Annotated in this window: 11 protein-coding genes and 3 tRNA genes; 6 read left to right on the top strand and 8 right to left on the bottom strand. The window is 47.5% G+C overall.

What is annotated here, in order from left to right; genetic code table 11:
• Window positions 1–191 precede the first annotated feature (191 nt).
• The 6 genes from EO95_RS16100 (at window position 192) to EO95_RS16125 (ending at window position 9,684) form a co-directional block, all read left to right on the top strand.
• Window positions 192–2,120 carry a hydantoinase/oxoprolinase family protein gene (locus EO95_RS16100; RefSeq protein WP_048136428.1) on the top strand — a complete coding sequence of 643 codons (1,929 nt, stop codon included), beginning with the start codon at window positions 192–194 and terminating at the stop codon, window positions 2,118–2,120.
• Window positions 2,121–3,776 (top strand): TCP-1/cpn60 chaperonin family protein, encoded by a 1,656-nt coding sequence (locus EO95_RS16105; RefSeq protein WP_082106092.1) that lies wholly within the window; start codon window positions 2,121–2,123, stop codon window positions 3,774–3,776.
• A gap of 264 nt (window positions 3,777–4,040) precedes the next feature.
• The gene (locus EO95_RS16110; RefSeq protein ID WP_235283067.1) at window positions 4,041–5,933 is read left to right on the top strand and encodes a uroporphyrinogen decarboxylase family protein; all 1,893 of its coding nucleotides are present in this window, start codon (window positions 4,041–4,043) and stop codon (window positions 5,931–5,933) included.
• A gap of 516 nt (window positions 5,934–6,449) precedes the next feature.
• On the top strand, window positions 6,450–6,800 hold the full coding sequence (locus EO95_RS16115; protein ID WP_048136430.1) for a hypothetical protein: 351 nt from the start codon (window positions 6,450–6,452) through the stop codon (window positions 6,798–6,800).
• Between the two features lie 152 nt (window positions 6,801–6,952).
• Entirely contained in the window at window positions 6,953–7,498 is a 546-nt protein-coding gene (locus EO95_RS16120; protein ID WP_048136431.1) for a gamma carbonic anhydrase family protein, read from the top strand.
• 524 nt (window positions 7,499–8,022) lie between these two features.
• Window positions 8,023–9,684, top strand: coding sequence for a bifunctional UDP-sugar hydrolase/5'-nucleotidase (locus EO95_RS16125; RefSeq protein WP_048136432.1), 1,662 nt, complete (start codon window positions 8,023–8,025; stop codon window positions 9,682–9,684).
• Between the two features lie 300 nt (window positions 9,685–9,984).
• Here the strand turns inward: EO95_RS16125 and EO95_RS16130 are convergent.
• From EO95_RS16130 to EO95_RS16165, 8 genes are all read right to left on the bottom strand, one after another.
• Window positions 9,985–10,072, bottom strand: a tRNA-Leu gene (locus EO95_RS16130).
• Between the two features lie 111 nt (window positions 10,073–10,183).
• Window positions 10,184–10,271, bottom strand: a tRNA-Leu gene (locus EO95_RS16135).
• Window positions 10,272–10,505: 234 nt separating this feature from the next.
• On the bottom strand, window positions 10,506–11,306 hold the full coding sequence (locus EO95_RS16140; protein ID WP_048136433.1) for a DNA-directed RNA polymerase subunit D: 801 nt from the start codon (window positions 11,304–11,306) through the stop codon (window positions 10,506–10,508).
• 72 nt (window positions 11,307–11,378) lie between these two features.
• Window positions 11,379–11,759, bottom strand: a complete 381-nt coding sequence (locus tag EO95_RS16145; RefSeq protein ID WP_048136434.1) for a 30S ribosomal protein S11 — start codon at window positions 11,757–11,759, stop codon at window positions 11,379–11,381.
• A gap of 2 nt (window positions 11,760–11,761) precedes the next feature.
• Window positions 11,762–12,427 (bottom strand): 30S ribosomal protein S4, encoded by a 666-nt coding sequence (locus tag EO95_RS16150; RefSeq protein WP_048136435.1) that lies wholly within the window; start codon window positions 12,425–12,427, stop codon window positions 11,762–11,764.
• A 22-nt stretch (window positions 12,428–12,449) separates the two neighbouring features.
• Complete coding sequence (locus tag EO95_RS16155; RefSeq protein WP_082098585.1) at window positions 12,450–12,938, bottom strand: 30S ribosomal protein S13; 489 nt, start codon at window positions 12,936–12,938, stop codon at window positions 12,450–12,452.
• A 406-nt stretch (window positions 12,939–13,344) separates the two neighbouring features.
• Window positions 13,345–13,427: transfer RNA gene (locus tag EO95_RS16160), tRNA-Ser, on the bottom strand.
• 90 nt (window positions 13,428–13,517) lie between these two features.
• Window positions 13,518–14,534 carry an RNA-guided pseudouridylation complex pseudouridine synthase subunit Cbf5 gene (locus tag EO95_RS16165; protein ID WP_048136436.1) on the bottom strand — a complete coding sequence of 339 codons (1,017 nt, stop codon included), beginning with the start codon at window positions 14,532–14,534 and terminating at the stop codon, window positions 13,518–13,520.
• Window positions 14,535–14,585 lie beyond the last annotated feature (51 nt).

Below are 14,585 nucleotides of genomic sequence, written 5' to 3' on the forward strand. Positions count from 1 at the left end.
CCTGGATACTGTGCAAGCCATGGTAAACGTGGTAAAGGAGCTTGGGCCTGACCTCCAGAAGCAGATCATGGGGTAATCGGACACCCCATTTCTTTTTTCTGATTTTTAAGAAAATTGGGAAAGTAAGGGTATAAAGCAGTAAAAAACAATAGAAATTAGGGACAATATTAATCCTGGTTCTGGGGGGCAATATGAATCTGGGGCTTGGCATCGATACTGGTGGGACTTATACTGATGCCGCTGTAATGGATCTTTCAACCGGGGAAATTCTTGATTCGAATAAAGCTTTGACAACCTATTCTGACCTGATAATAGGGATAAAGAATGTAATTTCAGGCCTTAATCCGGAGTACCTGAAAGAAGTACATCTGGTATCGGTTTCCACAACCCTGGCCACCAATTCCACCCTCGAAGGCAAAGGGTACCCTGCAGGGTTGATTCTGGTAGGGTACTCAATTCCCCGGCAGCTTTCTACACGGCACATGGTTTCCGTAAACGGGGGGCATGATACCTCTGGAAATGAAATAGATGATCTTGACACCGAGACCGTCAGGAATTTTGTGATACAGACTCAAAGCAGGGTTGCGGCCTTTGCCGTTTCTTCCTACTTCGGGGTCAGAAACCCGGAACACGAACTTAAAGTAAAAGAAATCATCCAGAACCTGACTGACCTTCCTGTGGTCTGCGGGCATGAGCTTTCCCAGGGCCTGGGGGCCTATGAAAGGGCGGTAACTGCCCTTTTAAATGCCCAGCTGATCCCCATCAATGAAAGCTTCATAAAATCGGTCAAGGCCGTGATGCAGGAAAAAAACATCGATGCACGGCTTATGATGATGAAATGTGACGGCTCCCTCGTGCGAATCGAGGATGCCCTGGAAAGGCCTGTGGAGTCTATCTTTTCCGGGCCTGCGGCAAGCCTGGTAGGGGCTGCTCACATAACCCGGCTCAGGACCTGTGCCACAGTCGATGTGGGGGGGACGAGCACGGATATCGCCCTGATCTCCGAAGGGATCCCCGAGATCAGTGATTCCGGAGCCGTTGTAGGGGACTGGAAGACAATGGTCAAGGCGATCAGAATGAAGACCTCGGCCATGGGAGGGGACAGCCATGTCTGGGTGCAAAGAAAGGCCTTTATCGGGCCTCAGAGGGTCATACCCCTGTGCCTTACCGCTTCCCACTATCCGGCGCTCCTTGAAAAGCTGGACAGGGTAGAGACTTTCCAGCCCCGGATTATGACAGAGGTCATTCAGCCCACAAACTTTTTTGTAAGGCATAGGGGGCCTGCAGGTTTGAAGGCTGCGGACTTCAGCCCTGCCGAAGAGGAGCTTTTAAAGATCATAGGGGAAGAGCCGGCCTCGATTTTTGAAATCTCCGAGAAGATCGGAAGCCATCCTATTATCTTTTCAGACAGCTTAAAGGCGCTCCTTCAAAGGCGGGCCATAAGCCAGATAGGATTTACGCCGACTGATGCCCTGCACGTGCTAGGGGAATACACCGCCTGGGACCGGGAGGCAGCCTTAAAGGGAGCAGGGATTCTTGCCAGGTATTTGAAGCTGGACAGGGAGGCTTTTGCTTCCAGGGTGAAACAGCAGGTTGCAAAAAATATTGCCCTGAACCTTGTCTCCTTTTTTGTAGAAGGACTCAAGAAAACCGATCTTGAAAAAGTGATGGATCAGCCAGAGTACATCAGGTTCAGGATAAACGTGCCTGTTGTCCTGATCGGGGCGCCTGTAAAAGCCTATGTGAGCGAATTGAAGCAAATAATTGATGCAGAGATCCGGGTTCCCGAGCACCATGAAGTCGGAAATGCAATTGGGGCTCTGGTGGGAAACGTTATCAAAAGGGTTGAAATCCTGATCCGGCAGCTTGAAGCCGGAAGCCGCGAGTACGCTGTGTTTTCGGAAAAAGAGCGGATGGTATTCGGAGACTACAAGGAGGCGCTTGAGTATGGGCTCGGGCTTACGCGAAGCCTTGTGGAGGAACATATGGCTGCCTACAGGCTGGGGCCTGACAGGGTTCACTTTGATCTGAAAAAGGATAATATCGGGCCGACCCTTGGCCAGCCTGTTGAAACGAGATTATCGGCAATTGGAATCGGAACACTTCTGAGGTTGGAATAAATGGCATCGAACATCAGGCCTGCCCCGCAAACAGCTATCAAGTCTGCGTCTAATAAAGCAGCCGGAAAAACGTCACAGACAGTTCCAGGCACTGCTTTTGATCAGCTAGCTGAAAGCGTCAGGGAAAAAATAGGGATCAAAGGGCCCGTGAAAGGAGAGGAACTGGCCGAACACCTTGAACTGGTGTGCGGGGAGGTTAACAGGCTTCTTCGCTCTTCGTTTGGCCCGAAAGGTTTTGACAAGCTCATCATCAATCCCGTAAACGAGATCGTTGTGACCAGTGACGGAAAGACCATCCTGGAAGAAATCGATATCCTGCACCCAGCCGTAACGGCGTTGAAAAACCTGGCAAAGTCAATGGACAAAGCCTGCGGGGACGGGACCAAGACTGCGGTGATCCTGGCGGCGGCCCTGATCACAAATGGGGTCAAACTTATCAGGCACGGGGTTCACCCGAATACGGTTGTCAGGGGGTATCAGCTTGCGTTTTACAAGGCTTACGAGCTGCTGGAATACAGCAGCAGGCCTGCAAAGTCGTATGAAGAAAGCTATGCTGCCGTGCTGGGGGCTGCTCTTGGCAAGGGCATGCAGCCTGGGCTTGCAAAAGAACTCACACATGTGGTCCTCAAGGTGGTCGAACGCCTCAACAGCCTCTCTCCAGAGGGGCGCCTGGACCTGAACGAAAATGTCAAGGTCCTCAAAAAATCCGGGGGGCCTGAGGTCGATTACCTTGAAGGTGTGATCATGGACGAGTCTCCTGCAAGGCCTGATATGCCCAGGGCTTTCAGCGGACCTTCCATCCTGATCCTGAACTATGACCTTAAATTCAAAAGCGAGTACCTCAGCCCCAGGCATGACAAGAGGGCTCTGGACCTTGAGACTGCCTACAGCTTCAGGGATAAGCAAAAAGAAGTTATGCGGGGCTTTGCGGGAAAAATCATAGGAAGCAAGGCAGATGTGGTCTTCTGTGAAGGGGATGTTGACCCGTTCATAGAGGAGGCCCTGGCACGGGAAGATATCCTGCTCTTTAAAAAACTCAAACTCAAAGACCTGGAAAAACTCTCAAAAGCCACAGGGACTCAGATCATGGCCATCAGCGACGAGCTTGTCCCCGAAAGGCTGGGCAGGGCGGACAGCCTGGAGGTCAAAAAGAAGTGCTATGAAAACTTCGTGTTTATCCGGGTCAGGGACCAGCCAATTACGAGCATCCTGGTCTGGGAACCTGTCAAATATGACCTGGGGAAGGTAGAGGAAGCCGTGGACGATGCACTGAACAATGCGGCTTTCCTTTTCAAGAACAGAATGATCGTCACAGGCGGAGGGGGGACCGAGTTCGACCTCGCACAGATGCTCAGGCTTTATGCGTTTACCCTTGCAGGCAAGGAACAGCTTGCCGTGCTCGAGTATGCAAATGCCCTTGAAGAAATCCCAAAGGCTCTGGCCCGAAACGCAGGAATGAACGTGCTGGACGCTATGAACGAAATGGCTGCCCGCTACAGCAGGGGGGAGGAAGCCAGAATCGACCTATCAGGCAAAGTCCGGGCAGACGCACCTTTTGTCTACGACCTTGCGAGCATCAAAAAGCTGGCAATCATTTCTGCTACCGAAACTGCCTGCAGCGTGCTGCGGGTTGATGAGATCAGGCTAAAAAAGTAGATGCCAAAAAATAAAACCCGGTCTCTTTTTCTGCTTTTTCTTGAGATTTTCCCCATTCTACTGCTTTTGATTTAGTATTTTCCGCTCCGATTATTTATTATGATAATATTTTATATTTTTATAGATAATTTATATTCCGGCAATGAATGATTGTCGACTCTTCCCGTTTGATGACGGTTTTTTTTTTCGTTATTGCGGAAGGGGAGTAATGGAAATCTTAAATATCTAACTTAAGGGGGTTATATACTGACAAAGGAAGAAATATTGAAAGGGTTAGCGGATGCTGTCGTCGAAGGAGACGATGAACTCGCAGAAGAACTGGCACAAAAAGCTCTCGATGAAGGGGTAGACGCCTATGATGCGATTATTCATGGGCTTTCCAGGGGGATGTTAATTGTTAGTGAGCAGTATGAAAAAGGAGAAGCTTATGTTCCACAACTGCTAATCGCTTCCACTGCAATGTATGCAGGGATGGATATCCTGACCCCTCATGTGAAGGTTGAGGGAGCGGAAAAACCGGCGGTCCTTGTGATCGGTTCAGTTGAAGGAGACGTGCACGACATCGGGAAGAACCTTGTAAAAACATTGATGTCTGCTGCCGGTTTTAAGGTGATTGACCTTGGGGCTGACGCGCCCCTGGAACAGTTTGTCGAAGCTGCAAAAGAGAACAAGGCTGATATCATTTCCATGAGTTCGCTTATGACCACCACCATGACAGGCATGGAAGAGGTCATAGAAATGCTTCAGGAAGAAGGGCTCAGGGATGCCGTAAAGGTCATTGTGGGCGGAGCCCCGATCTCTGAAGATTTTGCAGAGAAAATCGGGGCCGATGCAATGAGGCATGACGCAAGCTCGGCAACCGAGTGGGCGCTTGAAGCGGTAAAGACACTCCCACCGACTGAAGAAAGGTGGAGCGACCAGCAGATTGCGCTTGCCAGAACCAAATACAGAAAGATCCTTGCCGCAAAGGTTCCGAAAGCCGCTGTGGATATTGGCAGGGTGACGGCTGAAAAGGTCATGAAAGAATTCGACTCAGTTGTACCGAAATTCGTATCAACCATGACTAAGGCTGAGAGGTTCACGGCCGCCTTCCAGGATAAGAACGTCGACAGACTGCCAATAGCACCTCTTGCCTGCGGCGTATCAAGGAAGTTTGTGCCCTGCACCTACAAGGATTACTCAACAAATGCCCAGAAATACGCTGAGTGTGTCCATACAGGTATCAAGTACTTCAATCTAGACACTTTCGTGGGCCTGACCGACCTATGTGTGGACGCAGCCGACTTCGGTGCAGATGTCAGGTACCCGGAAGAGGACACCCCGGCTGCAAAGGGACACCTTGAGGACTATGAAAAACTGGAGGTCCCCGACCTTAAGGAGGGCACCCGTGCCTATAACCTGGTCATGGGCAACAAGCTTGCAACCGAAAAAGCCCACAGCCTGAATGCCACGATGACCGCTCTTATCGAAGGCCCGATGGTCGCCCTTACCCAGATCATGGGTGCATCCCGCGTCCTTGCCGATATCAAGACAAATCCGGATGTCGTGAAAAAGGGGCTTGAAAAGACTACCGAATATGTGGAGAACATCATGAAAATGATGTTTGAGGAAGCCCAGCCGGACAACCTCTGTATGGTCACCCTCTGGACAAACAACTTCATCCTGAGTGCAGATGAATACCTGATGACCGAAGGTGCGGTCATGCAGAACAGGATCGCGCCTCTCTACAAGAAGTACAACAAGCCTGTCGTGATCCACAACTGTTCCGATGCCCCGCACTGGGACCTCATCCACAAGTGGGACACCAAAGCTTACAGCTACACCTACTACCCGCACGAAGCTGACAAAGGCTCTAGGGACTACAGGTACCTCATCACCAACCACGGCAAGGAAACAATGTTCATGGGACAGACGAGCCCCATCATGTTCCTGGACAACTCGCCCGAAGGCATCAAGAACATCCAGGAAAACACCATGCAGCTCATGGAAGGCGTCCTGAATACTCTGAAGGACAATGGAATGCAGTCCAAGTACGTGATCTCCACGGGCTGTGAAGTCCCGCCTGGCGCTCCATGCGATTCCGTTACCGCGGAAACATACCTGGTTGCCGAGAAAGGGCCGGAACTCCAGAAGAGAATCATCAGGCAGTGTGCCTGATTTAGCATGAAAATGGTTGAGACTATGTTTCTCAAATAGTCTCATCTTCCTTTTTTCCATAAAATGCAATTATTCCATTAATGATTATTATGCACTCATCAACTGAAAAAAATCTTAGTCTCAACAGTCTTCCACTTTTTTATTTATCCCTTTGATTCTTTGGAAAAACTCTTGACGGCTGAACTATCTAATTCAATTCAAGTTTTGCAATGAATTCAGAATATATCATATTTTTAAGGCATAATATTCCATCATCATCTCTGATGAACCGTTATAACCCATAAATTCGTCCACTTAAGCGAATATAAGCTAAAATCCATAAGTTAGTCTGCTTGAGCGAGCGAAGCGAGTGAAACGGACAGCGGGCTGTTGCGATTACATCGCAACTCCCAGAAAATCTCCGATTTCCTGCGATCCCGAATCGCAATTCGGGAGACGCAACATATTTAAACTCATGGTCAGAAGTAATCACGTAACAAAAAAACATAGACTGAGAGGAGAATAAGGAGATAAGGCTTGAAACGGGATCCCATTGTGGAACAAGAACTTTTGCGCTCAATCCCGGTATATTTTGTTTCTTTTTTGGCCATTGGAACACTACTGGATTATGCAGGATACCTCCAAATCGCCGGCTTTGCAATTTTCGTCCTGGCCTTTATTGTGACAGTAACACACTTTAAGCTCATGGTCCGGTACAGGAAAAAGGAACATTTGACAAACCCTTCAATCAGTTCAATAATAGGCCACATGCTTAAGCGACAGAAACCTGAAGGAAGAAATACAGGCTACAAGGAATTGACCCCGAACTTCCGTCCCGTCCTGACAATACTTGTCATCGCATACCTTGTGTATCGTTATGCAATCTGAACCGTTATGAGGTTTGAACCCGGAGATATTTTTGAGAATTGTAGAAAGAAGACTCCACGCATAGCAGGAGCTAAAATCGAAAAACTACATAAAAGACGCGAGAAATAAGATAAATAAAGAAAAAATAGCACCTTGAAAATCGGAGGATAAAGATGATAATGGATTTTAAAGGCAAAAGCCCGAAAATCTCGGAAATGGCTTTTGTTGCGGATTCTGCCGACATAATAGGAGATGTTGAGGTAGGGGATTTTTCAAGCGTATGGTTTAATGCCGTGCTTCGGGGAGATCAGAACAAAATAAAGATCGGAAACAGGACAAGTATCCAGGACGGCGTGGTGATTCATGCAGACCCCGAAAATGGGGTTCAGGTTGGAGATAATGTGTCAATCGGGCACGGGGCCGTGCTTCACGGATGCAAAATAGAAGATAATGTGCTTATCGGCATGAACTCAACTGTGCTCAACGGAGCTGTGATTGGGAAAAATTCCATTGTGGGGGCAAATGCGCTTGTGCCTCAGGGAAAGAAGTTCCCGGCTAACAGCCTTATCATCGGAGTTCCGGGGACGGTAAAAAGGGAGACAAACGAGGCAGAGGTTGAGGCAATAAAAGAAAATGCAGATGAATACGTTGAGATAGCCGGAGAGTATAGAGAAGAGATGAAGAGATATGCTTTCACAAAATCAAGTTCAATGACCTGAACAGGCAGGCAATCAAACGGTAGAATACAGTCATAGACGGTAGAATATTAACTGATTATGCTCGCCGGGTGTGGGGATGTGTTAGTTTAAAAACGCGGGGAGATTTATAAAAAATAGTTTAAAGATAAGCACAATATTTTTACAGAAGTTTTTGAAACTATCTTCTTGCTTACTTTCATCTTTTTTACCTTTGAAAGTGCTTATGAAAAGTTCAGATTATAAAAATGATATCTGAAGAATGAACTATCTGATTTTCTCTATTTTGAGTATCCCTTATTTTCTACTTATTTTACTGGAAAGAAAAATGATGGCCGAGGAGGGGACATACTAACATATATAAAAAATGCAAACAAGTACACATTATAATTAAAGATTTATATAAAGTCGATTTTGCAATAGGCTCTATCAATTTGAGAGCTTTTAAATCGCTTTAATTCAGCACTAAAGAGGGATTAATACTGTCAAAGAACTGTGATCGTGCAATAAACAAAGTCAATCGGTATTTTGCCCTTCAGTTAGGCCTAATGATACTGGTCTTTCTGGCCTCATCGGGCTGCCTGGAAGTTTCAGAGCCTGATAAGGGTACAATAGAAGTCCAGATCCTGGCCGTCAACGATCTCCACGGTCAGCTTGAGCCACCCACGAGCAAGATTATTACAGGATATAATGAGACAGGGGCTCCCATAAGTGTCGATACAGGGGGTATGGAGTACCTGGCAACCCACATAAAGGATCTCAGTTCTAAGAACCCCAATACATTTGTGGTTTCAGCTGGAGATTCTACAGGTGCTAGCCCGCTTGCATCAGCCCTATTCCACGACGAGCCAACAATAAAGGCCCTCAACATGATGGGATTCGATTTTTCGGCCGTGGGCAACAATGACCTGGATGAAGGGCCAGATGAGCTCATGCGCATTCAAAACGGCGGCTGCCACCCGAAGGATGGACGCTCTGGTAACTCATCCTTTGAAGGGGCAGAGTTCCAGTTCCTGGCCGCTAACATAGTCAACGAGAGCACTAACGCTACAATATTCCCGGCATACAATGTTACCTGCATCCAGGGAGTACCCATCGGGTTTATTGGAATAGCCTTGAAAGATACACCGTCCATAGTGGTACCTTCTGGAGTGGAGGGGCTCAAGTTCCTGGATGAAGCTGAGACCATTAACAGGTATGTCGGAAAGCTGAAAAGTATGGGTGTAAAAACCATAGTGGTAATCATCCATGATGGAGGCTTCCAGCAGGGACTATATAACGAGAGTGTGAATATGACTGGTCCCATCGTAGATGTTGTTAAAGCCACTGACAATGAAGTAGATGTATTCATCACCGGCCACACTCACAAAGCCTACAATGCAGTTATTGACGGCCGCATAGTGACAGAAGCTGGCTCAACAGGCAGTGTGCTCACAGATATTGATCTTGTAATAAGCAATGAGACTTATGATGTGGTCAAAGGCAGTTCAAGAAACATCATAGTATCCAGAGATGTTCCAAAAGATTCCGGAGTAACCGAGATAGTCAAGGAATGCAAATCACTGGCTGCACCCCTTGAAAACAGGGTGATCGGAAACATTACTGGCAATATTACAACATCAGATAGTGATTCAGGTGAATCAGCTCTTGGCGATGTCATAGCCGATGCTCAGCTCTATGCCACCTCTAACCCAAACTATGGCGGCGCTGTGATAGCTTTTATGAACCCGGGTGGTATTCGTGCTAATCTGACATATGATCAGGTAAGCGGAGGTGAACTTCCCGGTGAGGTTACCTATGGTGAAGCCTTCAGCGTCCAGCCCTTTGGAAACAGCCTGGTCACAATGACCTTGAACGGAGCTCAGATCGACGCTTTGCTGGAGCAGCAGTTCGACAACCCTTCTCCTAAAAGAAATCGTATACTGAAAGTCTCAAAAGGTTTTAGCTATGCCTGGAATGAAAGTGCCCCCACAGGTGAAAAGGTAGAGATCTCAAGTATAAAGATCAACGGCACTTCTATCGATCCGAACAGCTATTATCGCGTAACAGTGAATGGTTACCTGGCCGACGGAGGAGATCATTTCTCTGTCCTGAAGGCAGGAGTCGATAGGACGGGAGGATCCATAGATACAGATGCTCTCATAAATTATCTAAGGACTTTCTCTCCGGTAGCTCCCGGACCCGATAATCGCATCGCTTTGGTGAAATAAGAGTATCGTGAGAATCTATCGTAAGAATCTATCGCGAGTATATATCCTTCCGGCAGGTGATACTGCCGAAATATTTTTTTAGCAGGCAACTTTCTTCCCGCCCTGAAAAAACGGGCTAATATTACTGAAAAATAACAAATGAAATAATTCTGTTTCAATTTAAAGCTGAGACTGCCTATAATCAACTGTACAAACAGCTTGAATTTTAAGCTTTGATAGTGAAAGTAAAAGAAAAAACAGAAAAAGCTGAAAAATAGTATAAGAAATAGTATAATATCCTATGAGTAAAGAGAAAAAGCCTGGTGCGAGGGATGGGATTCGAACCCACGAACTCCTACAAGACTAGGCCCTCAACCTAGCGCCTTTGACCTGGCTGGGCAACCCTCGCATTTTGATGTAGCAAATGAATAGGCTTAAAGAATTTTTGGCTTCAAGAACTTTATTATAATTTTTTTATGTAAAAACGTATTGAATTTAAAGTTAATAATATTAAGAAATTTGGTGCGAGGGATGGGATTCGAACCCACGAACTCCTACAAGACTAGGCCCTCAACCTAGCGCCTTTGACCTGGCTGGGCAACCCTCGCATCTTGTTTCCTGTTAAATTCCGGCGCGCTTTACGCCTTGCACTTCCTCACAATATCATGGATAATATATAAACGTTTCGAGCCGTGAGGGGCACTGGCAATAATTTTTGAAAGATCCCGCAGTAAACGGAATAATTCCTGAAGTATCCGGGCGCAGGAAATCCCCTGTAAGGAGGGTTTTCAGGCCAGAATACGGTCGGAAAAATGGTGCTTGAACCCAGGCTAAACCGGGATTCAGAGCTGGTCCAGAATTGTCATCAGGCCTTCGGCTTTGCCTTTAACCACATGTGCGGCGTTAAGGACAAGGTCTTTAGCTGTATATGAACCATCGGACTCCATGGTGAAAACAAAAGCGCTCTCATCATAGTTCACCTTTATCGCATTGATGTCACAGACCTTCTCACAGAGCCTGCAGAGGGAACACCTTATGACGTCATCCTCGGCAATCTTTGCTCCGGCCTCTTCAACCCTGATAATGCCCTTGGGACATTCTGCTGCACAGTGCCCGCAGGCATCGCAGTTTTCAATGGTTATAACAGGCACGTTTTTGTAGCCGCATGCAACGCCTGCCTGCCATCTAACGCTGTCTCTACCGTAGCCCATATGGGCAATGGCCTCGAGTACAAGCTTCTGTCCCTTTTTCAGCTCAACAATCGGTACATTCGGATCTGCTGGCTGGATCTTGGGATCAGCGGAGATAAGGTCCCGCGAATGAACGATACCAGGGCCTTCTGCACTGAGGGTCAGGGAGACCTCGCAGGCAGGGCAACCTTCTCCTTCGCAGACGTCGCACTCAGCCTGAGGCCTGTACGTCTCTATATCCGTTACAAGCGGTATTAAGGAGAGACGGAGAGCCAGCTGTTCATCATAGAGTACGGAGGTGTTGTCGTAAAGGTTTACATACTCGATTGCAAGAGTGGGTACATCAGCGACCATGGCACGCCGGATGCCGTTAGCAAACGCCGTGCTTACCCTGGACAGCACAAACTTTGCAGATCTGTCCGATAACTCCAGAATGTCTACTTCCATCGTCATATACCTTAATTCCCCTTAATTTTGAATACCTTAAAAAAAGAGAATTTTGAAGAATTCTCTGAATAATTCTCTTTATACACGCCTTCCGCCTTTCGGACGGGTGCCGTCGTGCGGGACAGGAGTAACATCTTCAATCCTGCCAATGCGGATTCCTGCTCTTGCAAAAGCCCTGATTGCAGCCTGTGCACCGGGTCCGGGGCTTCTCTGCTTGTTTCCTCCGGGAGCTCTTACCTGGATGTGGATGCCGTGGATGCCCTTGTCCCTGAGTTGGTCAGCAAGCTGGCCAGCCATCTGCATGGCAGTATAAGGAGAGCTTTCGTCCCTTGCAGCCTTTACGACCATACCACCAGAGGACTTTGCAATAGTTTCAGCTCCGGTGATGTCAGTTATCGTAATGATCGTGTTGTTAAATGAGGATTTGATGTGGGCCACAGCCCATTTCATGTCTGCCATGTTTATCTCCTCCCTCCTCTCTTCTTCTTTCCACCTGGACCGCCTCTCCTTTCGGCAGGTCTTTCTCTTGCCTGCTTTGCCTCAGCGGCAGCCTTAAGGGTTGTTGCGCTGTCTGCAAGGTAGGATGCTACCTGGACAGGTCTTTCAGGGTGGGCTTCACTCATGAGAGGGGAGTTTCCATAGTACCCGATATGCATCTCGTCCTCCTTTGAGACCAGCATTCCCGGAATTGTAGCTTTTCTTCCGTTAATTGCAATGTGGCCGTGAGTGATGAACTGGCGTGCCTGAACAACTGTCCTGGCAAGCCCGAGGCGGAGAACCTGGGTCTGGAGCCTTCTTTCAAGAATGTTTTCAGTCTTTAAAGAAAGAATATCGTCAATGTTAGCGTCCGATTTGATAATACCGTAACGAATGAGCTTGGCAAGAATTTCTTCGGACTGAGTCTTCAGGTGACCTTCAAGTCCGCCTTCCTGACCGCCAGCGACGTTTGCAAGCAGGTTTCGGGCTTCGGATCTGTACATCCTGAGCATACTAGCTGCTTTCCAGACTTCTTTCTTGTTTCTGAGGCCGTATGCCTTCACAAGCTGGACTTCAGCAGCCATCCTGGCTTCCTGCCATGGGTGCCTGGGAGTCTCGTAACTTTTACTTTTTTTACCTGGATATGCCATTTCAAATCACCTTAACGAAAAATTACTTCTTCCTGCTCACACCGACAGTTGATCCGCGGCGGCCTGTGGATTTTGTCCTCTGTCCTCTGACCTTAAGGCCTCTCTCGTGCCTGAGACCTCTGTAGGCACGGACCTTCTTCAGGTTGTTAATGTCTTCCCTGAAAGTCAGTACGATATCTGTTCCGAGCAGGTGCTTGTTTTCTCCGGTGGCCAGGTCATTCTGCCTGTTAAGCATCCAGGTAGGGACGAGATCCTCAAAACTTCCGATTGCAGTGTCGAGTTTGGCTACGTCTTCATCCGGAAGATATCCAAGTATAGCAGCAGGGTTTACCCCAGCGCCCTTTGCAATGAGTATTGCAGTACGCCTCCCGATTCCGGGAAGACCTGTAAGAGCATACTGTACGGGCTTTGCGCCCTTCAGGTCGGTATTCATAATCCGAACAAGATGCCTTAGTTCTTCGTTATTTTTTGCTTCAACCATATACTTCCTCCATTGGAGTGCATACAGCATCCTGTAGCCCCTGATCGAATACCCTTAAAGAATACACGAAAAACTCAGGAGCAGCTCTCTAAAGGAGCTTCTTTACAGCATATACTGATGAGTTCTTTTACATGCAACTGCCAGTATATAAGGATATCTGCGCCCGCCCCCCACTGAAAGTGAATTTTCGGAAGAACTGAAAGATGATAATGGGAAATTTACTGAATAAAGAAAAGACGTGGAAGAAAAATATAGAAAAACAACATCACAGAATAGTACAGAAATGTGCAGAAATCGTGTTTAATAGAAAAAGTACAGAAATTGGATAGAAAAAGCATAGGAATAGTAGAGTAGAACAAGAAAGTCGAAGTAGTACAAGAAATCTTTAAAGAAATACTGAAAAATTTGTAAAGACATCAGAATGAGAAAAATCTGACGCCGAGGGGGAGATTCGAACTCCCGAGGGGCTAAGCCCCACAAGCTTTCCAGGCTTGCGCCCTACCACTAGACTACCTCGGCACAGAGCTTATGACACGACTTATACCATAACGGAATAGTGGTATATAAATCTTATTCTAGGAATGTATACGGAAAAAAGAATTTAAAAGGTTAGAGCTGAACAGGCTCCTCTTTTTTAGCCCAGCCTTTTGGATAAGTTCCTGCGTTCATAAGTATGCGGATAGGAGAAGCTGCAATACCGGCAGAAGCTTTGAGGATCTCTTCAGTGTTCATTTCAGCCTTTGCAAGAGCCACAAATTCCCCTTTTAAGGTAAAGAGCCCTGCAAGTTCCCCTTTAGTCAGATTGGAGTCCAGACTTGTGATGCCAGGGACTGCCAGGGAAGCGCCTGAACAAACCGCATCCACTGCACTGTCCCGCAGGATAATTTTGGGAAGGTGGGATACGGCAGATTCCATTGGTCGGATAACCCTTCTCAGTTCGGACTCATCTCCCTCTTCCTTCCATAACACATAAGCGTCTTTCAGTTCATGGAGAGTGACAATGGTTTTTTCCGTAAACGGCCCTGCTTTAGTCCTGCGGAGTCCCTGCATATGCCCTCTGCAGCCCAGAGCAAGCCCGATGTCATGGCAGAGTTTCCTAATATAAGTCCCTGCCTCACACCCAACGCGGAGGAGTACGGACGTGCCCTCAATTTCAAGCACTTCCAGGTAATAGATTGTCCTTACCCTTGTGACACGTTTAACAGCTGATTTTATAGGAGGCATCTGGTAAATAGGGCCTGTAAATTCCTCGCAGACCTGGCGAACCAGCTTTGGAGGCATAGCCCTGTGAAGTTTCAGATGGCAGATATACTCTTTTCCTGAGAGACGCAGGGCAGGTACGGCTTTTGTAGCTTTGCCCAGCAAGGTAGGCAAAAGCCCTGTAACCTTCGGATCAAGAGAACCTGCATGCCCTGCCGTATTCACACCTAGTATGGCTTTTACCCAGGCCGCAACTTCGTGGCTTGTAGGTCCACTGGGCTTGTCAATATTCACCACTCCTTTTTCGATATATTCAAGGATAGGGCGCTTTTCCGGATAACAGCCATAGGATGGATTTGTCCAGGCGCCGGACTTTCGGACAAGGGTTCTTTCAACTTCTGCGGGCAGTTTGCCGGCGGATGACATGGTTTTTCAAAACTCCTGGGTTGTGGTTATGGATTCAAATAGGTAATGTGT

It is taken from the genome of Methanosarcina sp. 1.H.T.1A.1, assembly GCF_000979295.1.
In the GTDB taxonomy this organism is placed as follows: Archaea; Halobacteriota; Methanosarcinia; order Methanosarcinales; family Methanosarcinaceae; genus Methanosarcina.

Bases quoted from the DNA above. Each gene is read 5' to 3' on its own strand.
- EO95_RS16165 (WP_048136436.1), bottom strand. From the start codon at position 14,534: ATGTCATCCGCCGGCAAACTGCCCGCAGAAGTTGAAAGAACCCTTGTC.
- EO95_RS16140 (WP_048136433.1), bottom strand. From the start codon at position 11,306: ATGACGATGGAAGTAGACATTCTGGAGTTATCGGACAGATCTGCAAAG.
- EO95_RS16105 (WP_082106092.1), top strand. From the start codon at position 2,121: ATGGCATCGAACATCAGGCCTGCCCCGCAAACAGCTATCAAGTCTGCG.
- EO95_RS16125 (WP_048136432.1), top strand. From the start codon at position 8,023: ATGATACTGGTCTTTCTGGCCTCATCGGGCTGCCTGGAAGTTTCAGAG.
- EO95_RS16155 (WP_082098585.1), bottom strand. From the start codon at position 12,938: ATGCTGTATGCACTCCAATGGAGGAAGTATATGGTTGAAGCAAAAAAT.
- EO95_RS16120 (WP_048136431.1), top strand. From the start codon at position 6,953: ATGATAATGGATTTTAAAGGCAAAAGCCCGAAAATCTCGGAAATGGCT.
- EO95_RS16145 (WP_048136434.1), bottom strand. From the start codon at position 11,759: ATGGCAGACATGAAATGGGCTGTGGCCCACATCAAATCCTCATTTAAC.
- EO95_RS16150 (WP_048136435.1), bottom strand. From the start codon at position 12,427: ATGGCATATCCAGGTAAAAAAAGTAAAAGTTACGAGACTCCCAGGCAC.
- EO95_RS16100 (WP_048136428.1), top strand. From the start codon at position 192: ATGAATCTGGGGCTTGGCATCGATACTGGTGGGACTTATACTGATGCC.